This window comes from Nonomuraea sp. NPDC050451 (genome assembly GCF_044458585.1).
Genome location: NZ_JBITHZ010000045.1, coordinates 15,484 through 38,579, shown reverse-complemented (window position 1 = coordinate 38,579; position 23,096 = coordinate 15,484). Strand labels below are relative to the sequence as shown.

Here is a 23,096-nt window from a genome sequence, read left to right as displayed (position 1 = left end):
TCGAAAGGTTCACCACATGACCAGCCCCGTGCTGCCGTCCCACGGCCGGGTACGCCCTCTCGGGCTCGCGCAGGTCTCCATCACCGGAGGGTTCTGGGGGAGCCGGCAGGCCGTGAACGCCGCGGCGACGCTCGCCCACTGCGAGTCGTGGATGGAGCGCCTCGGCTGGCTCGCCAACTTCGATCGGGTCGCCGACGGGACGACCGCGCCCGACCGGCCCGGCTGGTCCTTCTCCGACTCGGAGGTCTACAAGCTCCTGGAGGCCCTGGCCTGGGAGAGCGCCCGTACCGGCGACCAGGGCGCGGAGGCGGCGATCAAGCGCCTCACCGGGCGGATCGCCCGCGCCCAGGACCCGGACGGCTACCTCAACACCTGCTTCGGGCACGGCACGCAGCAGCCGCGCTACAGCGACCTGGAGATGGGCCACGAGCTCTACAACACCGGCCACCTCCTGCAGGCCGCGGTGGCCCGGCTGCGCACGCACGGCGAGGACGACCTCGTACGGGTCGCGCGGCGGGCCGCCGACCATGTGTGCCGCACGTTCGGCCCGGACGGCCGGGCCGGGATCTGCGGGCATCCGGAGATCGAGGTCGGCCTGGCCGAGTTCGGGCGGGCGCTGGGGCAGGAGCGCTACGTCGAGCAGGCGCGGATCTTCCTCGACCGCCGCGGGCACGGCACGCTCAGGGACATCCCCCTGGGACGCGCCTACTTCCAGGACGACATCCCGATCCGGGAGGCCGACGTGTGGCGCGGCCACGCGGTCCGCGCGCTCTACCTCACCGCCGCCGCCGTGGACGTCGCCGTCGAGCGCGGCGACGACGAGCTGCTGGGTGCCGTGGAGCGGCAATGGGAGCGCTCGGTCGCGCGCCGCACGTACATCACGGGCGGCATGGGCTCACGCCACCAGGACGAGGGCTTCGGCGAGGACTGGGAGCTGCCGCCGGACCGGGCGTACTGCGAGACGTGCGCCGGCGTCGCCTCGATCATGGTCTCCTGGCGCCTGCACCTCGCCACCGGCGACGTCCGCTACACCGACCTGATCGAGCGCACGCTCTACAACGTCGTCGCGACCTCCCCGAGCTCCGACGGAACGGCGTTCTTCTACGCCAACCCCCTCCACCAGCGGACCCCGGGCCGGCCGGCGGACCCGGACGAGGTGAGCCCGCGCGCCGAGGCCGGCGTCAGGGCCGCCTGGTTCGACGTGTCCTGCTGCCCCACCAACGTCGCCCGCACCCTGGCCGGCCTCCAGGGCTACCTCGCCACCACCGACGACGACGGCCTGCAGCTCCACCAGTACGCCCCCTCGACCATCCGCGCCGAGCTGCCGGACGGGCGGGAGATCGCGGTGGAGGTCGAGACCGCCTACCCCGACAGCGGAACCGTCCGCGTCCGGATCCTGGACGACGGGCTCTGGACGCTCGCGCTGCGGGTCCCCGCCTGGGCCGCCGGGGCCACGCTCGTCGCGGACGGGCGGGCGCGGCCGGTGGAGCCCGGCATGGCCACGGTGCGGCGCGCGTTCCGGGCGGGCGAGGTGATCACGCTCGAACTGCCGATGGAGCCCCGTTTCACCTGGCCGGACCCCCGCATCGACGCCGTACGCGGCTGCGTCGCCGTCGAGCGCGGCCCGGAGGTCCTGTGCGCCGAGTCCCACGACCTCCCGCATCCCGGCGGGCTCGACGCCCTGGCGATCGACCCCCGATCCGTCCCCCGGGCCGAGCCCGGCGGAGTGCTGGTCCGCGGCCGCCTGGCCGCGCCCCCCGACCGGCCGTGGGCCTACTCCGGCGCCGCGGCTGCCTCCGCGGCGGACGTCGAGTGGTTCGACGTGCCGCTGCGGCCGTACCACTCGTGGGCCCGTCGCGGCCCGTCGAGCATGCGTGTCTGGTTGCCCATCGAAGGAGAGTGACACGATGTCCCGATTCCGAGTGCTCGCCTTAGCCCTGGTCACCACGGCCACTGCCCTGGTGACCGCCTCACCCCCGGCCGCGGCCGCCGGCGCGACGCTGACCGTCAACGTCGCGCAGCCGTTCCGGCCGGTCACCCACGTCGCCTCCGGCGGCCTGTACGGCCTGGCCGAGAACTCCCGGCCGGCCGACTCCACCCTCCTCCCGATCAAGGTCAACTCCCTGACCCAGCCCGCGCCCGGCGTCGGCCAGCGCCCCAACGGCCAGCCGCCCGGCGGCGACTCCCTGCTGGTGGCCCCGCAGGCCACCCGGGTCGGCGCGGGCGAGTTCATCCGGATGCCCGACATCTATCCCGACTTCCCGTACAGGTGGGTGAGCTGGGACGACTGGCTGGCCAAGGTCAACACCATGGTCAACGCCCGGCTGTCGGCCACCACGGTCACGAACGTCATCGGCTGGGAGCTCTGGAACGAGCCCGACTACACCTGGAACACCGCCGCGGCGGGCAACTTCAACGACGCCTGGGTGCGTACGTACCGGGCGGTGCGCGCGCTCGACACGCTCACGCCGATCGTCGGCCCCAGCACCGCCACCTACAACCGCTCCTGGATGCAGTCGTTCCTCACCAACGCCAAGAACACCGGCACCCTGCCCGACATCATCTGCTGGCACGAGCTGCAGAACCCCACCAGGATCGCCTCCGACATCGCCGACTACCGCAACCTGGAGTCCTCGCTCGGCATCAGCCCGCGCCGCATCTCCATCAACGAGTACGCCGCCACCAGTGAGGTCGACGTGCCCGGCCGGATCGCCGGCTACGTCGCCAAGCTGGAGCGGGGCGGCGTGGAGTCCGCGCACCGGGCCTTCTGGTACGAGTACGGCACCATGAACGGCCTGGTCGTCAACAACAATCAGCCCACCGGCACCTGGTGGCTGTACAAGTGGTACGGCGACATGGCCGGGAACATGGTCACGACCACGACGACCACGACGACGGGCCTGGACGGGTTCGCCTCCTACGACGGCACCCGCAAGATCGTCAACGTGGTGTTCGGCAACGAGGCCGGCACCAACACCGTCAACCTCACTGGCCTCGGCGCGCTCGGCTCCAGCGTCCGCGTCACGCTGACCTCCACCCCGTCCAGCGGCCGCTTCACCGCGGTCACCGCCCCCACGGTGATCTCCACGACGACCCGGACGGTCAGCGGCGGCCAGCTCAGCGTGTCCGTGCCCAACATGGTGGCCACCAGCGCCTACCAGATCGTCGTCGAGCCGATCAGCGGGGTGCCCTCCTACCAGCAGCGCTACGAGGCAGAGAACGCCTCCGTCTTCCGAGCCCAGCGGCTGAGCGCCTCCAGCGCGTCCGGCGGCGGCTACGTGGGCCGGATCGACAACTCGGGCACGCCGCGTACCGACAGCTACGTCGACTTCGTGGTGAACGTGCCCGCGGCGCGCTCGTACACGATGACCATCGGCTACGCCAACGGCACCGGCGCCACCGCGACCCAGGGCCTGGCCTACAACGGCGGCGCCTGGAGCACGGTCAGCTACCCGCCCACGTCGGCGTGGGGCGAGTTCGGCGCCACCGTCAGCACCACTGTCACCCTCCGGGCCGGGTACAACGTGATCCGCCTGGCCAAGGGCTCGCCGTTCTTCGCGGGCGGCACCGGATACGCCGAACTCGACTACATCCAGCTCACCTGACCCGCGCGGCGGTCCGGCGCAGCCCCGCCGGACCGCCCGTACGTCAGGGTTTGCGTCCCACGCCGCAGACCGCGTTGATCGTCGCGGGCTGCGGCGGCGCGCCCGCCGGGGGTCGCCAGAGCGGCGTGGAGACCACGCCCGGATCCACGAGTTCGAGCCCTTCGAAGTGCACGGCGAGGCGCTCGGGGCTGCGCAGCGTGTAGGGGAAGGCGGCCCGCTCGTTGTACGAGCTCACCGCCGCCACCAGCGAGGGGTTGACGTCGGCGCCGTCGGACAGTGCCAGGTGGCTGCCGGGCGGCAGCGCCGCGACGTACCGGCGGACGAGGCCAGCGGCGAGCTCGTCGTCGGGGATCTGACCGGCGATGCTGAGCATCATCAGGCCGATCGGCCGGGAGAAGTCCAAGGTCTCGGCCGCCGCCGCGAGGATGGTGTCGGGGTCGCGCACGTCGGCGTCGACGTAGGCGGTCCTGCCCTCGGGGGTGCCGGCGAGCAGGGCGCGGGCGTGCACGAGCACCAGGGGGTCGTTGTCGACGTAGACGACGCGGGACTCGGGGGCGAGGCGCTGTGCCACCTCGTGCGTGTTGTCTGCGGTGGGCAGGCCCGAGCCGATGTCGAGGAACTGCCGGATGCCCGCCTCGGTGACGAGGTAGGTCACCGCTCGCCGGAGGAACTCGCGCTGCAGCGTGGCCACCTGCGCGAAATCGGGGAACACGCGCAGCAGGGTGTCCCCGGCCTCGCGGTCCACGTCGTAGTTGTCGTGCCCGCCGAGCAGGTAGTTCCAGACCCGGGCGGAATGCGGCTTCGTACGGTCGATCCTGGGGTCGGCGTCCATTTTCGAAGCCTATCTACGTGGCGGAGGGCAGGCGGCGGACCCGGATGGCGTGGGCGTCGGCGCGTTCGGCGCCGGTCGCGTCGACGTTGGTGATGGGGATCAGGCCGCGCACCTGACCGGTGCGACCGCCGTCCGTCATGCGGATGATCAGCATGCCGGGGTCGGTCCCGTGCGAGGAGTGCGGGTCGCCGGAGAGCGGGTTCGGGCCGCGCGTCGAGGCGAACACCCACGCGTGGTCAGGGGACGAGGCGAACAGGTCCACGGTCGGGTCGGCGCTGAACGGCGACGCCAGCGGCATCGTGCCGACGTGGGCGCCGGTGCCGCCGTCGAAGACCTCCACCACGTTGCCGTCGCGGTCGCCCACCCAGACGTGGCGCTCCCGGGCGCCGACGGCGGTGCCGTGGGCGTCGCGCTCCGGCGAGTCGTCGTCGTAGAGCCGCTCCACGGGAGGCGTGTTCGGCGGGTTCGAGGCGGAGTAGCCGCCCCGGGGCACCCGGAAGACGCTGAACTGGTCCAGGTTGGCCGGGGTGCCGCCGCCTCCGTCGCCGAAGACCGCGCCCTTGGCCTCGATGAAGCCGCAACCGTTCGCGGGCACGTGATCCCCGTCGTACTCGCCCACGATGCTCATCGGCGTGGTGCGCCAGTCCACGACGAACATGCCGCCGCCCCGCAGGCTGACGAAGACCGGGCCGTTGTCGGAGGCGATGAACGGGCAGATCGGCGCGTTGTCCGGGCGCACGCCGGGGGACTGGCACGGCGCGCTGCTCGGGGTCGTGCAGCCCGCCAGGTCGAGCGTCGCCGCGGGCTCTTGCGTGAACGCGCCGGCGGCGTAGTCGGTGCGGATCCGCTCCAGTTTCTTGCCGTTCTGGTTGGCGACGACGAGGTACCGGTCGTCCTCGGTGGGCCAGAGCGCGTGCGCCTGCCGGGCGCCGCCCGCCCCGGCCTCGGTGGCGAGACAGGCGAGCGGCCGCCGGGAGGCCGCGTCGAAGACGACCACGTGGCCGCTGGCGACGAAGGCGAGCGCCGCGTGGGTGCCGGCCTTGTTGAACACGATCATGTGGGGCCTGACGGGGTTCCGCCCGGTGCTCGCCAGGCACAGGGACGAGGTGGCGCCGCCCAGGTCGATCACGTGGACCGGGCGGGCGGCGGACAGGCGCCTGGTGACGTCGCCGCCGTCGTAGACGTGGACGGTGCCGCCGTGGGCGAGGCCGTTCGTGTCGGACTGGTCGACCAGCCAGATCTCATAGGAGCTTTTGGGGGCCTCGGCCGCTCCCATGGTCAGCGTCAGCAGCAGCGCGACGATCGCGGCACGCCATCTCACGGGGCCTCCCAGCCTGTCTCCAGCGTGTCTCCGTCCGCAGTGTCTCCGCGATCTCCCACCAGAACAAGAGCCGATATTTCGGGCAATCCGCGGGTCGGGTGGCGCTTCACCGGACCCGCGCTCGGGGACGAGCCCATCGCTTCGTGTCAGACTGCGACTATGGCCCACACCCATGATGCAGAGGACCCGGCGTGTGCGGTGGCCCACAGCGAGGCTCCCGCCGAGCCTGCCGGGCGGACGCTGGTCGCCGTCTTCGCCTCCCCGGTGGCCGAGTGCCTGCTGAGGTTCGGCGCCGAGCTCGGCTTCCGCCCGATCCTCTTCGAGCCCGATCCTGAGCGTCGCCTCGAGGGATTCACGGCGGTGACCGAACTCGGCGCCTTTCTCGACGCCACGGCCGACGTGGTGCTCACCGACCATCATCGCGAGGAGATCGGACCGGTCCTTCGCGATGTGCTCAAGTACCCCGTCCGGTGGGTCGGCATCATGGGCAGCGCCCGCCACACCGCGCCCCACGTACGGGCGCTGGCCGACCTCGGCGTGCCGCCGGAGGAGATCGCCCGGGTGCACCGGCCCATCGGGCTCAACATCGGCTCGCGCACCCCGCCCGAGATCGCCGTCGCCACCCTGGCCGGCCTGATCGCCGACCGCAACGCCCGCCCGGGCGGCTTCGCCTTCTAGCCGCTGGTCAGCACGCCCGCCCACGACCTCCTGCACGCGGCCGGCAAGGCCCGCCACGCCCCCACGGGACGAGGGTCAGCGCAGGTGAGCGGCCGACCAGCAGTCCACCGCGCCCGGCTTGCCGCACTTCTTCAGGCCGTCGAGGACCTTCCTCAGGGCGGCCGTCCTGGCGTTGCCGGGGTCGTTGGACTCCTCGCGCGGATCGGTGACGGTGTTGTAGTACTCGGGCGTCGGATCGCCCTTGTACTCGACATAGAGCTCCCCGGCCGTGCGCACGGCGGAGTAGCTGGGCGGCCGGGAGTTGCCCTTCTTCATGGCGTCCGCGTCGGGGTCGGGCTGGCCGGGCGCGTGGGGGTTCGGCTTGACGTGCTCGACCAGCGCCGCGTCGCGCCAGCCGGTGACGTTCTGGCCCTGGATGAGGGGCAGCAGGCTGCGGCCGTCGCGGCTGTCACGCGTCGCCGCGCCGACGCCGGCCATGTCGAGGAAGGTCGCGAACAGGTCCACGTTCTGGGCGACGGCGTGGCTCACGAGGTCGCCGCGCGGCCCCGAGGCCGGACGCCTGACCAGGAGCGGCACCCGTACGTCGTGGTCGTAGGCCGTGGCCTTGCCGCGCACCAGGCGGTGCTGCCCGAGGTGGAAGCCGTTGTCGCTGGTGAACACGACGTACGTGTTCAGCCTCTCCTGCTCGGTCAGCGCGGACAGGACGCGCTGCACCATGTCGTCGATCGACTGCACCATGCGGATCCGGTCGCGGAAGTCCTCGCGGAGCTTCTCCGTGATCTTCGGGCCGATGGGCGCCCGCCGTACCCAGGAGGGCTTGTCGGCGGTGTCCTCGTTGAACGACGGCAGGGTGGTCACGTCGATGGAGTCGCAGTCGGGGCCGCCGCAGTCGCCGTGGGGGAACTCCCCGGCGGGGAAGCGGTCCTTCGGCCGGTCGCGCGGCGCGGGCGGGAAGCGCGGCTCCGTGTCGCCGGGCTTGACGTTGACCCTGTTGTGCGGCGAGAACGGGGAGACCTGGAGGAAGAACGGCTCGCCGGGGGTGTACCGGCGGGACCGCTCGATGAAGCCCACCGCCCGCTGCCCCAGCTCGTCGACCAGGTATTCGCCCCCGGAGGCGTCGATCGGCCGCCGGCCGCCCGCTTCCTCCTTGACGTAGCGGGTGAGCTTGTACCTGAACTCGTTGTAGCCGCCGCTCGCCGTCACGTGCCACTCGTCCCAGCCGGCCGGGACGTGGTAGCCGGGGCCCGCGGGATACTCGTTGATGTACTTGCCGAGGTAGCCCGTGCGATATCCGGCCTGGTGCAGGGAGGCGGCGTACGTCCTGCTTTCGTGCTTCGCGAACGCCCCGTAGCCGCCGTGGTCGTAGCCCTGGTTGGTCCGCACGCCCGTGTTGTGCGGGAACTGGCCGGTGAACATGGTGGCGCGGGACGGGCAGCAGAGCGAGTCGGCCACGTAGTAGTCGGTGAACGTGGTGCCGTCGTGGCTCAGGCTCTTGACCGTGTCCATGTACGGGAGCAGCTCGGCGGACATGTCGTCGACGAGGAAGAAGATGATGTTCGGCCGCTTGGGTGCGGCGGCGGTGCCGGCGCCCGCCGGGGACGCGACGGTCAAGGCGAGGACGACGGCCAGCGCCACCGCCAAGCTTTTCCTGATATATCCGGACATCGGGGAGAACAGCCTCTTTGGCAGGGGACAGGAGGTTGGGGGTGCGATGAACGGTAATTCAGGACAAAGCACTCAATCAACTTCATACCACCCGCGAGGGCATGCTCCGGAGCTGGGAAATCCCGGCCGGCCCCCATGAGGCACGGCCGGGCGAACGGCCGCTGTCTAGCTCCAGATCCCCGGAACCTCGGCCGGCACCTTGTTCCCGAGCTGCTCCCGGTCGAGCACGTCTCCCTGCAGAGGCAGGAGAACGGTGACTTCCCGACCCCAGTCCGAGTAGCGGGTGCTCGACTCGACCGTCACGGAGCCGTCGTTGATGGGCAGGACGGCCTTGGCGGACAGCCGCTCGACCAGGCCGTTCCCGCCGAACCACAGGGTGTAGGCGATCTTGCCGTCGCGGCCGCTCCTGGAACGCGTACCGAAGCGCGACACGAACGACGGGGACACCGCCGCGAGCTTGGTGGCCTTGATGGAGCCCTTCAGCACCCCGTCACGCCAGGAAGTGCGGTGGGACAGGAGTGTCTTGAGCGTGGCGGGCTCCAGGATCTCCAGCACCAGGTTGCTCGGCGGCGGGATGACCCGCCCGTAGCGCACCCAGCTCGTGCCCTGGGGCAACGCGTGATCGACCACCGGGCCGGAGACGTAGCTCACGTCCCGCGTGGAGATCATCCTGATGGGCCCTTGCTGCAGGGCCTCGACCTCCTCCGGCTTCGACTTCTTCACGCTGCGGAGGAGGTCCTTGCTGTACTGCAGGGTCTGGGCCACATCGGACGCGGCCGCGCCGCGCCGGTCGAACCCGATCGTGCCCTCCAGCCCCGAGGTGACGACCAGGCTGCGCGTGTAGGTCACCTTCGCCGTGGACTGGACGTTGACGGCTCTGCCGCCGGCTAACTCGGCCTTGAGCGCCTTGACCGGGTCGATCTTGGGTGCCGCTTGCGCGGGCGTGGCGGTGAGTTGCACCACGCCCGCGACCACGGCGGCACCGATGATGGCTCGCTTCATGGGTTTCCTTGGGAACGGTCCGAAAAGTCGCGAACAATCTGGTGCATCGAAGATCATCAGTCAAGTCGAACCATGACATCCGGTATTTCCCGGGCACCCCGTTCCCTTGATCTCACGCCGGACGGGGACGAGCATGGTCAACGGCGGTGGACGATCAAGGGAGACGTGCCGGCGTGAACGACCACAGCGGAGACACGCGCAAGATCCGGAGCGCGGCCCCACCCGGGTCCTGCCCGGTCCGGCGCGCCGACGACGGAACGTGGGAGGTCCACGGCTACGCGCAGGCCCGCGCCGTGCTGCGCAGCGACGACACCGTCCAGGCCGGGCTGGGCATCGAGACCGTGGAGAAGCTGCCCGCCAGGATCCGGCGGCCGGTCCTCTACCGGGACGGGCCCGAGCATCGCGAGGACCGCCGCCAGACCGCGCGGTTCTTCACGCCCCGCAGGGTGGACGAGCGGTATCGCGACCTGATGGCGCGGGTCGCGGAGAGCCGGCTCGCCGAGCTGCGGGCGACGGGGGAGGCGCACCTGTCGGAGCTGAGCTTCGGCATGGCGATCGAGGTGGCGAGCGCGATCATCGGTCTCACGTCCAGCAGGCCCGGGATCCGCGGCAGATTGGAACGCTTCTTCCCCGAGAAGTTCGGCAGGCCCGGCCTGACCAGCCTGACCGGGATCTACTGGCTGGTCAGGCAGAACGTCAGCTGGCTGAGCGTCTACCTGGCCGACGTGTGCCCGGCGATCCGCGCGCACCGCCGCGAGCCGCGCGACGACCTCATCTCGCACCTGATCTCCGAAGGGTGCACGGACGCCGAGATCCTCGGCGAGTGCCTGACCTTCGCCGCGGCCGGCATGGTGACCACGCGCGAGTTCATCTGCGTCGCGGCCTGGCACCTGTTCACCGACGAGGCGCTGCTGGAGCGCTACCGCGCGGCCGACGAGCCCGGCCGCCTCGCCGTCCTGCACGAGATCCTGCGGCTCGAGCCCGTGGTCGGACGGCTGCGCCGGCGCACCACCGCCGCCCTCGACCTGGCCGGCGACGACGGGCCCGTCACGGTGCCACCGGGCGCGGTGATCGAGGTGTTCGTCGACGCGGCGAACACCGATCCCCGAGCCGTGGGTTCGCAGCCGCTGTCGGTCTGCCCCGGCCGCGCCATCGACGGGGGCACGAGCGGCGCGGCGCTGTCTTTCGGCGACGGGCCGCACCGCTGTCCGGGAGCGGGTATCGCCATCCTGGAGACGGACGTCTTCCTCAGCCGCCTGTTCGCCATGGACGGCGTGCGGATGGCGGCGGCGCCGCGCGTGAGCTTCAACAACGACATCGGCGGCTACGAGATCCGCGGGCTGGTGGTCAGCGTAGGGGCGTCATGACTCGGCCAGGGCGACGGCTCTGTCCAGGACGCGCCGGGCGTCCTGGGCGGAACGTCTGCCGAGCCCGCAGGCGGGGGAGACGTCCACCGTACGGGACAGGATGCTCTCCACGGTGCGCAGGATCCTGCGCTGGTCGGCTTCCTCCTGGGCCTCGTGGACCAGGCCGGCGGCGAACCTGATGTCCTGGGGCAGCGCGGCCAGGGACTCCAGCCTCCGGTAGAAGCCCGTCTCCACCGGCGGGGGCCGGTCGCCCGCCGCCAGCGGAACGTGGACGAACTCCAGCGGACGGCCCCGCGGCCAGGCCCTCAGGAGTGCGTTAACCATCGACACCACGGGTCCGACGTCGTCCATCTGCTTCAGCGCCTTGTTGCCGAGGTCGCCGACGCACAGGTGGACACCGAAGCGGGCGCCCGGCGGCGCGGCGGCGGCCTGCTTGACCATGCCGCGGGCCAATGCTCGCGCGACCGCCGCCCGCAGCGGGCGCGGGGTGCCGGCCACCATGACCAGCTCGGCGGGCACCTCGAGCTGGAACAGCACGTCCCGGCCGCCCCACCGGGAGATCTCCGCGATCTCCCGGGCGAGCGCGCCCCGGAAGGCCCCGCGGCGGGTGAACACCCCCGCCGGTCCGAAGGAGAAGAGCGCGAGGTCCAGGTCGCCGGGGATGCCGACCTGGAACGACACGCCCTTCAGCCCGTGCTCCGCGCGGATCTCCTTGAACACCTCGTAGCTCTCCCCGGCGGCGGCCGCGTGGCCGGGGCGCAGGGAGGCGGCGGTGAGCCGGTGCCCGGGCTTCACCCTGAAGACCGGACGGTCGTCGTAGTCGGACCAGTTCCCGTCGGTCCGCAGCTCGATGTCCGGATGCTCGCGCAGGCCGTTGATGACGTGGAGGATCCAGTTGCGGCGGGCGCCGACCTCCCCGTCCGCCAGCGTCCTGAGATACGGGCCCGCCGTGCTCGCCATGATGGTCATGGCCTGGCGGGCGTCCGCGGCAGGATAGCTTCCGACGAGATGGATACGGCGGGGGGACATGCGTCTTCTCCTCGTCAACCCGCCATCAAGGAGGCGGCGACTTCACCGACCGTGCGCTCCCCGAGTGTGCTGAGTACGTTCCCCGTCCGGCCGTCGCCGAAGCGCGTACCCGCATTGGATCAGGAGGCGCCGCGCACCGCGGTGACCACCACTGCGGCGTACCGCATCGTGAAGCCGCCTCCCACCGCGTCGACGGCGGCGCCGACGCCCGCGAGCACCTCCTGCAGCGTGGCCGCCGGGAGCCGGGTGTGGACGCCGGTGGTGGGCAGCAGGTCCAGCCACTCGTCGCGGGTGTAGGGCCGCTCCCAGTCGAACCGCCACCGCTCCACCTCGCCGAACGCGCCCGCCTGCCGGATGCCGTCGGCGGCCTTGGCGCTCAGCGCCGCGTACGCGTCCGAGTCGGACAGCGCGCGCTGGAAGATCGGCGCGTCGGGCATGATCCTGCGGTAGACCGCGGCGATGGCTTCGGCGAGATCGGGCGGGGTGTGGGACGCGTTCCAGAACACGGCCAGCCGTCCACCGGGACGCAGCACCTGCGCCGCCTTGGCCGCACCGGCGACCGGGTCCACCCAGTGCCAGGCCTGTCCGGCGATGACCGCGTCGAAGTCGCGGCCGGCGGGGTCCCAGGTCTCGAACGTCGACACCTCGACCTCGAGCCCTTCGTGCCGCGCGAAGTCGGCCATCCGCGCGTCGGGATCGACCCCGAGCACCTTGCAGCCGGCCGCCTGGAACTGCCGGGCCTCGATGCCGGTGCCGCAGCCGACGTCGAGGACGTCGGGGCCGGGGCTGCCGGCGACGATCCGGGTCACCATGGCGTCGGGGTAGTGGGGCCGGGTCCGGTCGTAGCGTTCGGCGTCCACGCCGAACGATTCCGCCATTTCCCGAGCTTGATGCGGCTCGGGCTCGGGAAGAGAGCCTGCCGGCCGAGATATAATGGGCATACGCCCACTATGGATGGGCATGTGCCCACTCGTCAACCCGGCGTTGACGGAAAATGGAAGGCGGGATGCGCGGTGCCGACAGGGGTGGCCCTCCGCGACGTGCGTGAGCAGCTGTTCGACGCCGCCGACAGGATTCTGTTGCGTGACGGGCCGAGCGCACTGACCAGCCGGGCTGTCACGACCGAGGCCGGCTGCGCCAAGGGCGTTCTGCACCGGCACTTCGAGGACTTCGACGCCTTCCTCGCCGAGTTCGTGCTCGATCGCGTCGACCGGATGGACGCCCAGGCCGCCGCGCTGCGCGAGTCCGCCGGGACCGGCACCGTCGCCGGCAACCTCTCCGACTCGCTGACGGCCCTGTTCGGGTCGGTCGCCGTGTCGATCGTCGCCCTCGTCACCTTCCGGGACGAGCTGCGCGCCCGGCTGCGCCGGACCTGGCCGGCCGGTGTCCCGGTCCTGACGGAGGCCTGCGTCATGATCGCCTCCTACCTCCGCGCGGAGCGGGACCTGGGGCGCATCGCGGCCGACGCCGACGTCGACACGCTCGCTCCGACCCTGATCGGGACCGGCCACCTGCTGTTCGCCGACCGGACGGGCGCCCCGCCGGAGCCCGCCGCCGTCCGCAAGATGGTGGCGACGGTCATCGCCGGCGTCGAGCGATGACCGGCCCGGCGGGCAGGCGGGACCGGTTCATGTCCGGCGCAGATCAGGTGTCCTGGTCGCTTTGTCGGTTCCGTTCGTCTGCTGTTCGAGTGTGGAGGCCCAGCCGGCGAGGAGGGTGAGCGCGTCGTGGGCCGCTGTGCCGGGTTCGGCGCTGAAGGCGGTGAGGGTCAGGCCGGGGTCGGCGGGCAGGGGCATGGCTTCGAAGGGGAGCCTGAGGTCGCCGACGACGGGGTGGTGGAAGTTCTTGACGCCGGTGTGGTGCAGGCGGACGTTGTGGGCGGCCCACAGGGTGCGGAACTCTTCGCTGCGGGTGGCGAGTTCGCCGACCAGGTCGGTCAGGGACCGGTCGTAGGGATCGCGTCCTGCTTCGGTACGCAGCAGGGCCACGGTGGTGTGGGCGGATTCGTCCCAGTCGGGGTAGAAGTCGCGGGCGCGAGGGTTGAGGAACCGGAATCGGGCGAGGTTGGCGGGCCTGACGGGATCGTCGAAGACGGGTGAGTACAGTGCCCGGCCGAGCCGGTTGGCGGCGATGATGTCCAGGCGTCCGTTGCGGACGTAGGCGGCCGCGTCGGTCATGGAGTCCAGCAGGCGCTGGATACCCGGCCGGATCTCCTGCTGGGCGGGGCGGCGGCGGGCGCGGGGCCCGGCGTTGGCGGTTCTGGCCAGGTCGAACAGGTGGGCGCGTTCGGCTTCGTCCAGCTTCAGGGCGCGGGAAAGTGATTCCAGGACGCTCTCGGAGACGCCGCTGAGGTTGCCCCGTTCCAGGCGGGCGTAGTACTCGGCACTGACGCCGGCGAGCATGGCGACCTCTTCGCGGCGCAGCCCGGGCACGCGCCGGTGGCCGCCGTAGGCGGGCAGCCCCGCTTCCTGCGGGGTGATCTTGGCTCGCCGCGAGACCAGGAACTCGCGGACCTCACTGCGGTTGTCCATGTCTTCCCAGGGTAGGCCGGGTTTTACTGCTGTGGGGTGTTCTGTCAGTACAGGGAACAGCAGGAACTTCCTGCATCCGTCTCATCAGGGGTTTGCTGGCTGGTGCCGGGTCGTGCGTGCCGGACGCGGACACGGTCAGCCCGACCGCAACCTCATTTTCCATGACCGCTCTGGCGGCGTCGTAGCGCTGTTCCACCCGCGAGGGCGCCTGCGCCGCTGCGGTGCGACAGACGACCGCCGAACCGGCCGGCAGCGGTGAACGATCAACGGAGGAGATGGCCATGAACACCCGAATTCTCGGACGTGACCTCGAGGTCTCGGAGATCGGCCTTGGCTGCATGGGCATGAGCCATGGCTACGGCCCCAACCCGGGCAGCCGGCAGGAGATGATCGCGCTTGTCCGGGCAGCGGTGGAGCGCGGCGTCACGTTCTTCGACACCGCCGAGGTCTACGGGCCGTTCCTCAACGAGCAGCTGGTCGGTGAAGCCCTCGCCCCCGTGCGCGATCAGGTCGTGATCGCCACCAAGTTCGGATTCGCCTTCGACGCCGACGGCCGCCAGATCGGGCTGTCCAGCCGGCCCGAGCACATCCGGCAGGCCGTCGACGGCTCGCTCCAGCGGCTGGGCGTCGAGGTGATCGACCTGTACTACCAGCACCGCGTCGACCCCGATGTGCCGATCGAGGACGTCGCCGGAGCGGTCAAGGAGCTGCTCCAGGCGGGAAAGGTCCGGCACTTCGGCATGTCCGAGGCAGCCGCCGGCACCATCCGCCGCGCCCATGCCGTCCAGCCCGTGACCGCCGTGCAAAGCGAGTACTCCCTGTGGTGGCACAGGCCCGAACAGGAGGTCCTCCCCGTCCTGGCGGAACTCGGCATCGGCTTCGTCCCCTACAGCCCGCTCGGCAAGGGATTCCTCACGGGCAAGGTCGATGAGGCCACCGCCTTCGACAGCACCGACATCCGCGCGAGCATCCCGCGCTTCACCCCAGAGGCGAGGAAGGCGAACCAGGCACTCGTCGACCTCCTGGGCGCCATCGCCCGGAGCAAGGGCGCCACACCCGCCCAGATCGCCCTGGCCTGGCTGCTGGCCCAGCACCCCTGGATCGTCCCGATCCCCGGGACCCGGCGGCTGGAGCGCCTGGAGGAGAACATCGGCGCCGCCCGCGTCGAGCTCACCACCGAGGACCTGGAACAGATCGAGACCGCCGCAGCCAAGATCGACATCCAGGGCGCCCGCTACCCCGAACACCTCGAACGCATGACCGGCCTGTGACCGACCGTCACCACCGCAAGGAAAGGACCTTCGTCATGGCTTCATGGACCAGCGACGAGCTCACCCGTATCGGCACAGCGGACGAGCTGCAGATCGCGCCCGTCCGCGACGACGGCACGCCGCGCACGCCGGTGCCCATCTGGATCGTCCGTGACGGCGACGATCTTTACATCCGCTCCTACCGGGGCACCGACGGCACCTGGTACCGGACCGCCCGAGCCAGCCACCACGCCCACATCACCGCAGGCGGCATCGACAAGGACGTCGCCCTGGCCGAGGAGAACGATCCCGGCGTCAACGACCGGATCGACGCGGCCTACCGCACCAAGTACCGCCGCTACGGCGGCACCTATGTCGCCACCATGGTCGCCGCCCAGGCCCGAGCCACCACCTTCAAGCTCCTGCCACGACCATGACTGACGGCACCGCCGGTCACGCGTAGTGGCCGTCGATCGCCGGCGCCGGCCGTTCGGCAGGTGCGGCCACCGCCCGCACCTGCCGCAGGCCATCGGCTTCACCGGTCCCACCCACGACGACGGCCCGCCACCGGCCATCGTCCTGACGACCAAGCCGGAAGCGACCGCCGCACCCACTGGCGAGCCGACGCCTGGCAGAGCGTTGACGTCGTCCCGGCGCCGTGCGGTGATCTTCCGCTCGGCCGCCGAGACCTGTGCCAAGGCCATCGGGGGACGCTCGTCACATTCCGACGGTCTCGCGTGCGACGTGGCTGTCAGCCACCTGGCGCAGCACGGCGAGCCTGCCGTCGCGTACGGTCCAGTGGTGGGTGAACCGCACCTCGACCTCGCGGCCTGAGGTGGCGGTGCCGCGGTAGTAGCCGTCGACGAAGATGTTGCCGTCGCCGGCGTCGTAGCAGGCGTCACGCGCGTACGCGGGCACGTAGACGGCCTTGGTGAGGATGCCGCGTTCGCCGGTGCTGTCCCGGCCCCCGAAACCGGAGATCCGTCCGCCGTCGCGCACCGCCCGGGCGGCGGCCTCGCCCAGGCGAGCGGCGTCGATGAGCCCGTCGGCGCCGTTCGGCACCTCCTTGCGCACCAGCTCCTGGAAGTCCGCCCCGCGGGGGAGCACGACGTCCGCCCCCAGGTCGCTGACCAGCTGCTGGTCCTGCGGCGCCGCGTCGGCCACGACACGCAGACCGTCCACTTTGGCCAGCTGCACGGCGTAGCCGCCGACCGCTCCAGCCGCGCCGGTGATCGCGACGGTGCCGTTCGCGGGAATCGCCAGCAGATCCAGAGCCATGCGGGCCGTCAGGCCGTTCATCGGCAGGGTCGCGGCCTCGACCTCACTCGCCCCGCGCGGAATCCGGACGACCGACTCGGCCGGTACCACCAGATGCTCGGCGTACGCGCCGTGGGTCCCGGAGACGACCGAGACGGCCATCACGCGATCGCCGACACTCAGGCCCCGGTCCTTGCCGTCGCCGACTTGCTCGACCACACCGGCGGCCTCCATACCCGGAACGTAAGGCGGCTCGGCGTCGTGCACGAACGCCATTCCCTGGCGCACCATGGCGTCGACGGGGTTCACGGTGGCCGCGTGTACGCGGATCCGGATCTCGCCCGGCCCTGCCTCGGGCATCGGAAGATCCAGGACGCGCAGCACCTCAGGGCCGCCGAACTCCGTTATTCCGATGGCTTTCATGACAGTCACGGTCTCCTCTGTGGAATGACGACGCAGACCAGCGCCTCTCGGGCACTGCCCGCACCAGGTGCGGATTCCTTCATGGGAGGGACCCGTACGGGGAAAGAGATAGCGGATCACCCGGCTGCCGGCGGCACGGGACGCCCCTCGACCGCGAACGGCGCAAGTGCGGGCCTTCCTCCCATGGCCGAAGCGCTCGGCATCGGTCGGTCCTTGAAGTGGGCCGTCACCATGCAACCGGCTACGGCCGCGATGTGGGAGGCACCGCTGAGAGGGGTACCGACAGTGACCCCCAGGCGCGCTGCGGCACACCTACGCTGGACATGTGAACCACCGCGCTGAAATGCGTACCTTTCTCACGTCTCGGCGCGCCAACATCACGCCTGAGCAGGCCGGCCTGATCGCCGGTGGCAAGCGCCGGGTGACCGGATTGCGCAGAGGCGAGGTCGCGATCCTCGCCGGGGTCAGCGTCGAGTACTACATCCGCATGGAACGCGGCAACCTCGGCGGAGTCTCCGAAAGCGTCCTGGACGCGGTCGCCCGTGCCCTTCAGCTCGACGAGACGGAGCGGGCGCACCTGTTCGACCTCGCCCGCGCGGCCAACACCGCCACCGCCCGACGACGCAAGCCTGTCCAGCCGGCCGTACGGCCCAGCGTGCGGCGGATCATCGACGCGTTGACCGGAGTGGCCGCGTTCGTGCGCAACGACCGTTTCGACGTCGTGGCGGCCAATCCGCTCGGTCGCGCACTGTTCTCGGAGATGTACGCCGGCGCGGTGGAACCGGTGAACATCATGCGGTTCATCTTCCTCGACCCCCGGGCGACACGGTTCTACGTCGACTGGGAACGCATCGCCAGGAACAGCGTCGGGGCGCTGCGGGTCGAGGCCGGCAGGAACCTGCACGACCGCGAGCTGTCGAACCTCGTCGGCGAGCTCGCCACCCGCAGCGACGCCTTCCGCACCCTGTGGGCCGACCACGACGTGCACGTCTACCTGGACGGGAGAAAGCGGATCCGGCACCCCGACGTCGGCGAGCTGGACCTGGCGCACGAGGCGATGGAGCTGCCCGGCGACGACGGTTTGACCGTGATCGCCTACAGCGCCGAGCCCGGCAGCGCCTCCGAGGACGGCCTCAAGCTCCTGATGAGCTGGTCTGCCACGGCCGAGGACACGCCTGCCGCTCAAGCGGGTCCCGAGAAATGAATCCGGCGCTGGCGCCCGTCCCGCCCACTGCGGCTGTAGAGCTGGGGGTAGCGGGCCACAGGGCGCTGCGGTCGTAGAAGCCGCGTTCCTGTTCGAGAGCGCGGGTGGTGGACGCGCCCCGGTGTGCGACCTGCGCAGCGCATTACGCCCCTCAATCGATGATCGCGGTGACCTCGGCCTCAACGAGGATGCCGGGCTCGAAGAGGATCTCGACCCCGATCAGCGCGAGCGGCGGCGTGGCGATATCGAACTCGAGGGCCGCCTGTTCGATTCCCGCGTTGAAGGCGTCGTACATTTCTCTCTTCCAGCCTGCGGCGTACCACGTGAAGCGGACGACGTCGTGGAACGTCGCTCCTGCCGCGTCGAGCGCCTTGGCGACGTTGCGGTAGACCTGGGCGACCTGTCCGGTGAGGTCGCCCGGTGCCACGAGCTCGCCGTTCTCGTCCCAGGCGACTTGTCCCGCGATGTGGACCTGCCTGCTACCCGTCGCCACCGCGACGTGGTGATAGATCGGGACTCGGACATGCTTGTCAGGGTTGATGAGCGAGACAGCCATGAGATTTCCTATCGGTCATTATTACGTCGGGGGAGCGCAAGGCAGACGATGTGCGGCCCATGGGCCCGCGTCCGCCGGACAGCGCTCCCGTGGTCTCTTGCAGTTACTGAGAAACCATAGGAGAGTGTTTGTTGACGTGGAAGAACGAACTTTCCAGTGACTGGGGAACCAGATGGTGACCAAGCAGTTCAGCGGCTCGACCGATGAAGCGGATCTGCGGCGGGCGGACTCCCTGGCGCGGGAGATCTTCTCGGATGTCGCCAACAAGTGGGCGTTGCTGATCATCGAGGCTCTCGGTGAGCGCACCCTGCGCTTCAGCGAGCTACGGGACGAGGTCGAGGGCATCAGCCACAAGATGCTCACCCAGAACCTGCGCATGCTGGAGCGCAACGGCCTGGCCGAGCGAAAGGTGTACCCCACCGTGCCGCCACGGGTCGAGTACACCCTCACCGAGCCGGGCCAGGCCTTGCGCGCCACGGTCGACTTGATCTGCGGCTGGACCCACCAGTACTTCGGTCACATCGAGGGCGCCCGCCGCAGCTTCGACGCCTGACAGCTCACAGAGGCGGGGACGCGGGGCACTGCCCGACACAGCGTCCGCTTTTCGTCCCCGCGTACCCCGCCCAGATGTTTCATGGCGCCGGCCCGGGCCTGCTCGATGGCCGTGGTTTCGGTGCGGGTGACGGCCAGGTCCTTGGTCACGGTGGGGAAGTGCCGGCCGTTGTGCCTTGACGCGGGCGCATATGCCGCCGGTGATGGCCTGACATGCCTTTTCCGGTGGTGTGGGCTATGGTCGGCCCTATGACGGGACCGTGGAGAACACCACAAAGGTCCATCGCGTTGGTCGGCGTGATGGTCCTGGTCCTGCTGTCCCTGGTGGCGCTGATGCTGACCGGCGCTTCGGGCAGGGCGAGTGGTCCCGTCGTTGTGCAAGAGTTCTCCGGCCCGGCGTGGAGCCTGGGCGGATGGGACACCGACCTTTCTAGCCTGCCGCCGCAGGCGAGCGGCGTCCGCGAGCACCACGTGCTGTCGCTGTGGCCACCGCTGCGTGGCGAACGCCACGGCGAGCTCGCCCATCTGGCGCTGCTGCCGTCAGCGGGTTCGGACGCGGACGCGCTCCGCGATCCTCAGCAGCTGGCGCACCGCACCGCGGGATCGCGCAGCCCGCCGCTCATCTAGCCGACGTCTTCCCCGTCGGGCTCTGCGGCCACACGCGCCACGGAGTCTGACCGCGCGCCCACGCTGTCCGCCGACGCCGGATTCCTGCGTGCCGTCGCGCCTGGAGACGTCCGCCGATCATCCCTGTGGCAGGAGAAGTGACAGGGCCACCTGTCTTTCCCTCGACGTCGGCTAGGAGCTGATCATCGTCATGCCGTTCGTCAGATCCGTGCGCGGGCCCGGGCCGGCCGCGCTTGTCATGCGGCCCCGCCCGGCGGCACGTGGAAGTGCGGAATGAGCTCGACGCGGCGCCTGGTGGCGCTCGACCTGGGCACCGCGCGTACCCGATCGCTGGCCTTGAGCGGGCACACCATCGCCGACCGGCCGTCGGCGATCATGAGTCGAGCCTCCGGTGTGCCGGATGTGGTGCGGCCCATCCGGCACGGCATGGTGGCCGACCCGGGCGCCTGCCTTCGGCTGGTGCGCCTGGTGTTGCGGGACACCCGGCTCTACGACGGCCGGCCGCCGGCGCGGGTCCTGGCCGGGGTGCCGATGGCGGCGTCGCCGGGCGATCGCCGGGCGGTCCACGCCGCGGTGACCGAGATCGCCGGGTGCGAGGTGACGCTGGTGGAGGAGCCGCTGGCCGCCGCCGTCGGCGTCGGCCTGGACGTCCTCGATCCCCGGCCCTGCCTGGTGCTGGACGTCGGGGCGGGCATCGTCGAGGCCGTGGCCGTCAGTGACGGGGCCGTCGTCGACGCGGTCGCCCTCCAGCTCAGCGCCACCACCGCCGCGGGGCTGCCGTCGTACGCGCTGGAAAGCGTCGTCGACATGACGGCGGCCCTGCTACGCCGCCTGCCGACCGCCTCGCGCTCCCGGGGCCTGGTGGTCACCGGCGGCGGCGCTCGTCAGGAGCAGCTGCTGAGCGGCCTGCGCGCCGCGCTGCGGCTGCCGATCAACGTGGCGCCCCGGCCGCAGCACGCCACCATCCGCGGCCTGATGCGCCTGTGCCTGCAGCCGGCTCTGGCCGAAGGCCTCGGCCTGAGCGCCCGCTGACTTGTTCCCTTCGCAGAAAGGACGTTCCATCATGACCGACGACCACGCGACCTCACACCTCAGCAGCGTGCAGCTCCAGTCGCTGCGCCAGGACCTGCAGCAGCAGCTGGAGCAGCGCAGGCGGCACCTGGACGGGCTGCGGGCGCAGGAGCAGGACGGCAGCGGCGCCGACGACACGTGGCAGGAGCTGGTCATCTCGATCACCGCCGCCGAGCGCGCCGTCGCCGAGCTGTCCCAGGCCTACGACAGGCTGGTGGCCGGCATCTACGGCCGCTGCGCCGGCTGCCAGGCGGCCATCCCGTTCGAACGGCTCAAGGTCCGGCCGCTGGCCCGCAACTGCATCGACTGCCAGCGGCGGCACGAGGCCGCCTGACACCCCGGAAGGGAGCGGGGCAGCCCGCTCCCTTCCGCCGACCCGGAGTTGAACATGATCACATTGGACCGCCTGGTGAACGTGCTCGGCGGGTACGGCGTGCGGCTGTGCGGCCGTCCCGAGGCACGCTCGGCGTGGCTGCGCAGCGTGGCGATGCCCGATGCCACCGACCGCCACGCCGCCGGTGACCTGCTCCTGGCCGTCGGCGCCACGTCGATCGCCGAGGCGGTGCAGTGGGCCGCCGCGTCCCGAGCCACAGCGGTCCTGGTCCGCCCCGCCGCCACCGGCGCCGGAAGCGGGAGCGGTGCCGGAGGTGGCAGCGGTGCCGGAGGCGGGAGCGGTGCCGGAGGTGGCAGCGGTGCCGGAGGCGGGAGCGGTGCGGGAGGCGGGAGCGGCGCGGATGTCGAGCGGGACGCCGCCGCGCTCGGCGACCGGCATGGGGTGGCCGTCCTGCTGGCCGACCCCGCCGTCTCGTGGAGCCAGCTCGCCGGCGTGGTGTACGGGCTGGTGCTGGAGAGCCGCGAGACCGCCTCCGGACGCGGCCCGACCGACCTGTTCGCCCTGGCCGACAGCCTGGCCGACGTCATCGGCGGGGCGGTGACCATCGAGGACCGGCACTCGCGGGTGCTGGCCTACTCCCGCTCCCAGCAGGCAGGCGACCCGGCCCGGCTGGAGACCATCCTCGCCCGGCGCGTCCCCGACCGGCTGCGCGAGCTGTTCCAGCAGCAGGGAGTGTTCGCCCGGCTGGCCGCGACGGACGAGCCGGTGTTCGTCCCCGCCGATCCCGGGCACGGCCTGACCGGGCGGATGGCGGTGGCGGCACGGGCCGGCCGCGAGCTGCTCGGTTGGGTGTGGGTGACCTGCGAGCGCCCGCTGACCGGCGCTCATCTGCGCGCGCTGGCGGACGGCGCGCGCACCGTCGCGCTGCACCTGCTGCGCTCCCGGGCCAGCGCCGACCTGGAGCGGCAGGTGGAGTCGGACCTGGTCATCCGGCTGCTGGAGGGCAGCTCCGACGCCGAGACGGTGATCAGCCGGCTGGGCCTGGCGCCGCAGCCGATGCGGGTCATCGCCGTCCGTGCGCACACCCCTGATCGCCACGCCGCGCTGCTGCTCGCCTTCGAGCAGGCGACCACCGGATTCGGCTGGTCCAGGCCCGGCCGCAGCGCGCTGCTCGGCGACACGCTCTATACCGTGATCCCGGCCGAGCACGCCGATGCGGCCCGGCAGTGGATCGTCGCCCTGCACCGCGAACTGCCCGCTCAGGTACGCGTCGCGGCCGGGATCGGCGCCCCCGCCGAGGTCGCGGAACTGCCCGCCGCCCGCCAGGAAGCCGACGAGTGCCTGGCGCTGCACGAGAGCGCCGGGCCCGGCGCCGTCCCGCCCGCCTACGACGAGTCCTGGGACGACATCTTGCTGCGGCGGCTGCGCGCGGCGGCGCGTACCGGCCGGACTCCGGCCCGCGGGCCGGTGAGCACGCTGCTGCGGCACGACACCGGCCACGGTACGCGCTTCGTGGCCACGCTGCGGGCCTGGCTGATGAGCCAGGGCGACCTCGCCCTGGCCGCCGAGCGGCTCGGAGTGCACCCCAACACCGTGCGCAACCGGCTGCGCAAGATGGACGAGCTCGTTCCGCTGGACCTGAACGACGGCCGCAAGCGTCTCGCCATGATCATCATGCTGGCCGCGATCGAGGACGAGCCCCGCCACTGACACGTTGTGCCGGATCGACAACGGCGGCGCTGCGATTGTCGCTCGCCCACAACGCCGCCGGCCGCCGCCAGGGCCATGCTGA

General features: G+C 71.4%; 22 protein-coding genes. 13 read left to right on the top strand and 9 right to left on the bottom strand.

Annotation, left to right across the window (positions count from 1 at the left end):
- Positions 1–16 precede the first annotated feature (16 nt).
- Entirely contained in the window at positions 17–1,903 is a 1,887-nt protein-coding gene (locus tag ACIBI9_RS58920; RefSeq protein WP_397236399.1) for a glycoside hydrolase family 127 protein, read from the top strand.
- A gap of 4 nt (positions 1,904–1,907) precedes the next feature.
- On the top strand, positions 1,908–3,605 hold the full coding sequence (locus ACIBI9_RS58915) for a hypothetical protein (protein ID WP_397236396.1): 1,698 nt from the start codon (positions 1,908–1,910) through the stop codon (positions 3,603–3,605).
- Between the two features lie 43 nt (positions 3,606–3,648).
- Here ACIBI9_RS58915 and ACIBI9_RS58910 read toward each other — a convergent pair whose 3' ends face one another.
- Both ACIBI9_RS58910 and ACIBI9_RS58905 read right to left on the bottom strand, forming a co-directional pair.
- Positions 3,649–4,437 (bottom strand): SAM-dependent methyltransferase, encoded by a 789-nt coding sequence (locus ACIBI9_RS58910; RefSeq protein ID WP_397236394.1) that lies wholly within the window; start codon positions 4,435–4,437, stop codon positions 3,649–3,651.
- Positions 4,438–4,450: 13 nt separating this feature from the next.
- Positions 4,451–5,758 carry a hypothetical protein gene (locus ACIBI9_RS58905; protein ID WP_397236392.1) on the bottom strand — a complete coding sequence of 436 codons (1,308 nt, stop codon included), beginning with the start codon at positions 5,756–5,758 and terminating at the stop codon, positions 4,451–4,453.
- Positions 5,759–5,917: 159 nt separating this feature from the next.
- Here ACIBI9_RS58905 and ACIBI9_RS58900 point away from each other — a divergent pair, with 159 nt between their 5' ends.
- Positions 5,918–6,436 (top strand): XdhC family protein, encoded by a 519-nt coding sequence (locus ACIBI9_RS58900; RefSeq protein WP_397236390.1) that lies wholly within the window; start codon positions 5,918–5,920, stop codon positions 6,434–6,436.
- A 75-nt stretch (positions 6,437–6,511) separates the two neighbouring features.
- Here ACIBI9_RS58900 and ACIBI9_RS58895 read toward each other — a convergent pair whose 3' ends face one another.
- The gene (locus ACIBI9_RS58895) at positions 6,512–8,071 is read right to left on the bottom strand and encodes a sulfatase-like hydrolase/transferase (RefSeq protein ID WP_397236491.1); all 1,560 of its coding nucleotides are present in this window, start codon (positions 8,069–8,071) and stop codon (positions 6,512–6,514) included.
- A gap of 195 nt (positions 8,072–8,266) precedes the next feature.
- On the bottom strand, positions 8,267–9,103 hold the full coding sequence (locus ACIBI9_RS58890; protein ID WP_397236388.1) for a hypothetical protein: 837 nt from the start codon (positions 9,101–9,103) through the stop codon (positions 8,267–8,269).
- Positions 9,104–9,276: 173 nt separating this feature from the next.
- Here ACIBI9_RS58890 and ACIBI9_RS58885 point away from each other — a divergent pair, with 173 nt between their 5' ends.
- The gene (locus ACIBI9_RS58885) at positions 9,277–10,470 is read left to right on the top strand and encodes a cytochrome P450 (RefSeq protein ID WP_397236386.1); all 1,194 of its coding nucleotides are present in this window, start codon (positions 9,277–9,279) and stop codon (positions 10,468–10,470) included.
- Here ACIBI9_RS58885 and ACIBI9_RS58880 read toward each other — a convergent pair.
- Both ACIBI9_RS58880 and ACIBI9_RS58875 read right to left on the bottom strand, forming a co-directional pair.
- Complete coding sequence (locus tag ACIBI9_RS58880; RefSeq protein ID WP_397236384.1) at positions 10,465–11,499, bottom strand: hypothetical protein; 1,035 nt, start codon at positions 11,497–11,499, stop codon at positions 10,465–10,467. The genes ACIBI9_RS58885 and ACIBI9_RS58880 overlap by 6 nt on opposite strands.
- Positions 11,500–11,618: 119 nt before the next feature.
- Positions 11,619–12,377 carry a class I SAM-dependent methyltransferase gene (locus tag ACIBI9_RS58875; protein ID WP_397236382.1) on the bottom strand — a complete coding sequence of 253 codons (759 nt, stop codon included), beginning with the start codon at positions 12,375–12,377 and terminating at the stop codon, positions 11,619–11,621.
- A 135-nt stretch (positions 12,378–12,512) separates the two neighbouring features.
- Here ACIBI9_RS58875 and ACIBI9_RS58870 point away from each other — a divergent pair, with 135 nt between their 5' ends.
- The gene (locus tag ACIBI9_RS58870) at positions 12,513–13,100 is read left to right on the top strand and encodes a TetR/AcrR family transcriptional regulator (protein ID WP_397236380.1); all 588 of its coding nucleotides are present in this window, start codon (positions 12,513–12,515) and stop codon (positions 13,098–13,100) included.
- Positions 13,101–13,127: 27 nt separating this feature from the next.
- Here ACIBI9_RS58870 and ACIBI9_RS58865 read toward each other — a convergent pair whose 3' ends face one another.
- Positions 13,128–14,030: a helix-turn-helix transcriptional regulator gene (locus ACIBI9_RS58865; protein ID WP_397236378.1), complete on the bottom strand. Its 903-nt coding sequence runs from the start codon at positions 14,028–14,030 to the stop codon at positions 13,128–13,130.
- 281 nt (positions 14,031–14,311) lie between these two features.
- Between ACIBI9_RS58865 and ACIBI9_RS58860 the strand changes: the two genes are divergently transcribed.
- A complete protein-coding gene (locus ACIBI9_RS58860; protein ID WP_397236376.1) occupies positions 14,312–15,301 on the top strand; it encodes an aldo/keto reductase in 990 nt (329 codons plus the stop codon).
- A 35-nt stretch (positions 15,302–15,336) separates the two neighbouring features.
- Positions 15,337–15,717 carry a DUF2255 family protein gene (locus ACIBI9_RS58855; protein WP_397236374.1) on the top strand — a complete coding sequence of 127 codons (381 nt, stop codon included), beginning with the start codon at positions 15,337–15,339 and terminating at the stop codon, positions 15,715–15,717.
- 280 nt (positions 15,718–15,997) lie between these two features.
- Here ACIBI9_RS58855 and ACIBI9_RS58850 read toward each other — a convergent pair whose 3' ends face one another.
- Positions 15,998–16,960 (bottom strand): alcohol dehydrogenase catalytic domain-containing protein, encoded by a 963-nt coding sequence (locus ACIBI9_RS58850; RefSeq protein ID WP_397236372.1) that lies wholly within the window; start codon positions 16,958–16,960, stop codon positions 15,998–16,000.
- Between the two features lie 343 nt (positions 16,961–17,303).
- Between ACIBI9_RS58850 and ACIBI9_RS58845 the strand changes: the two genes are divergently transcribed.
- On the top strand, positions 17,304–18,164 hold the full coding sequence (locus ACIBI9_RS58845) for a helix-turn-helix transcriptional regulator (protein ID WP_397236370.1): 861 nt from the start codon (positions 17,304–17,306) through the stop codon (positions 18,162–18,164).
- 151 nt (positions 18,165–18,315) lie between these two features.
- Here the strand turns inward: ACIBI9_RS58845 and ACIBI9_RS58840 are convergent, their stop codons facing one another.
- Entirely contained in the window at positions 18,316–18,720 is a 405-nt protein-coding gene (locus tag ACIBI9_RS58840) for a RidA family protein (RefSeq protein ID WP_397236368.1), read from the bottom strand.
- Between the two features lie 172 nt (positions 18,721–18,892).
- Between ACIBI9_RS58840 and ACIBI9_RS58835 the strand changes: the two genes are divergently transcribed.
- The 5 genes from ACIBI9_RS58835 (at position 18,893) to ACIBI9_RS58815 (ending at position 23,014) form a co-directional block, all read left to right on the top strand.
- Positions 18,893–19,273, top strand: a complete 381-nt coding sequence (locus tag ACIBI9_RS58835; RefSeq protein ID WP_397236366.1) for a winged helix-turn-helix transcriptional regulator — start codon at positions 18,893–18,895, stop codon at positions 19,271–19,273.
- 248 nt (positions 19,274–19,521) lie between these two features.
- Positions 19,522–19,899 carry a hypothetical protein gene (locus tag ACIBI9_RS58830; protein WP_397236364.1) on the top strand — a complete coding sequence of 126 codons (378 nt, stop codon included), beginning with the start codon at positions 19,522–19,524 and terminating at the stop codon, positions 19,897–19,899.
- 273 nt (positions 19,900–20,172) lie between these two features.
- The gene (locus ACIBI9_RS58825) at positions 20,173–20,931 is read left to right on the top strand and encodes a rod shape-determining protein (protein WP_397236362.1); all 759 of its coding nucleotides are present in this window, start codon (positions 20,173–20,175) and stop codon (positions 20,929–20,931) included.
- A gap of 31 nt (positions 20,932–20,962) precedes the next feature.
- Entirely contained in the window at positions 20,963–21,304 is a 342-nt protein-coding gene (locus ACIBI9_RS58820; protein ID WP_397236360.1) for a TraR/DksA family transcriptional regulator, read from the top strand.
- Positions 21,305–21,358: 54 nt separating this feature from the next.
- A complete protein-coding gene (locus ACIBI9_RS58815; RefSeq protein ID WP_397236358.1) occupies positions 21,359–23,014 on the top strand; it encodes a helix-turn-helix domain-containing protein in 1,656 nt (551 codons plus the stop codon).
- Positions 23,015–23,096: the final 82 nt, after the last annotated feature.

Excerpts from the sequence above, each read along its gene's own strand:
- ACIBI9_RS58825 (WP_397236362.1), top strand. The coding sequence starts at position 20,173 with ATGAGCTCGACGCGGCGCCTGGTGGCGCTCGACCTGGGCACCGCGCGT.
- ACIBI9_RS58855 (WP_397236374.1), top strand. The coding sequence starts at position 15,337 with ATGGCTTCATGGACCAGCGACGAGCTCACCCGTATCGGCACAGCGGAC.
- ACIBI9_RS58845 (WP_397236370.1), top strand. The coding sequence starts at position 17,304 with ATGCGTACCTTTCTCACGTCTCGGCGCGCCAACATCACGCCTGAGCAG.
- ACIBI9_RS58915 (WP_397236396.1), top strand. The coding sequence starts at position 1,908 with ATGTCCCGATTCCGAGTGCTCGCCTTAGCCCTGGTCACCACGGCCACT.
- ACIBI9_RS58910 (WP_397236394.1), bottom strand. The coding sequence starts at position 4,437 with ATGGACGCCGACCCCAGGATCGACCGTACGAAGCCGCATTCCGCCCGG.
- ACIBI9_RS58880 (WP_397236384.1), bottom strand. The coding sequence starts at position 11,499 with ATGTCCCCCCGCCGTATCCATCTCGTCGGAAGCTATCCTGCCGCGGAC.
- ACIBI9_RS58840 (WP_397236368.1), bottom strand. The coding sequence starts at position 18,720 with ATGGCTGTCTCGCTCATCAACCCTGACAAGCATGTCCGAGTCCCGATC.
- ACIBI9_RS58820 (WP_397236360.1), top strand. The coding sequence starts at position 20,963 with ATGACCGACGACCACGCGACCTCACACCTCAGCAGCGTGCAGCTCCAG.
- ACIBI9_RS58920 (WP_397236399.1), top strand. The coding sequence starts at position 17 with ATGACCAGCCCCGTGCTGCCGTCCCACGGCCGGGTACGCCCTCTCGGG.
- ACIBI9_RS58830 (WP_397236364.1), top strand. The coding sequence starts at position 19,522 with ATGACGGGACCGTGGAGAACACCACAAAGGTCCATCGCGTTGGTCGGC.
- ACIBI9_RS58860 (WP_397236376.1), top strand. The coding sequence starts at position 14,312 with ATGAACACCCGAATTCTCGGACGTGACCTCGAGGTCTCGGAGATCGGC.
- ACIBI9_RS58890 (WP_397236388.1), bottom strand. The coding sequence starts at position 9,103 with ATGAAGCGAGCCATCATCGGTGCCGCCGTGGTCGCGGGCGTGGTGCAA.
- ACIBI9_RS58835 (WP_397236366.1), top strand. The coding sequence starts at position 18,893 with ATGGTGACCAAGCAGTTCAGCGGCTCGACCGATGAAGCGGATCTGCGG.
- ACIBI9_RS58875 (WP_397236382.1), bottom strand. The coding sequence starts at position 12,377 with ATGGCGGAATCGTTCGGCGTGGACGCCGAACGCTACGACCGGACCCGG.
- ACIBI9_RS58900 (WP_397236390.1), top strand. The coding sequence starts at position 5,918 with ATGGCCCACACCCATGATGCAGAGGACCCGGCGTGTGCGGTGGCCCAC.
- ACIBI9_RS58865 (WP_397236378.1), bottom strand. The coding sequence starts at position 14,030 with ATGGACAACCGCAGTGAGGTCCGCGAGTTCCTGGTCTCGCGGCGAGCC.
- ACIBI9_RS58815 (WP_397236358.1), top strand. The coding sequence starts at position 21,359 with ATGATCACATTGGACCGCCTGGTGAACGTGCTCGGCGGGTACGGCGTG.
- ACIBI9_RS58850 (WP_397236372.1), bottom strand. The coding sequence starts at position 16,960 with ATGAAAGCCATCGGAATAACGGAGTTCGGCGGCCCTGAGGTGCTGCGC.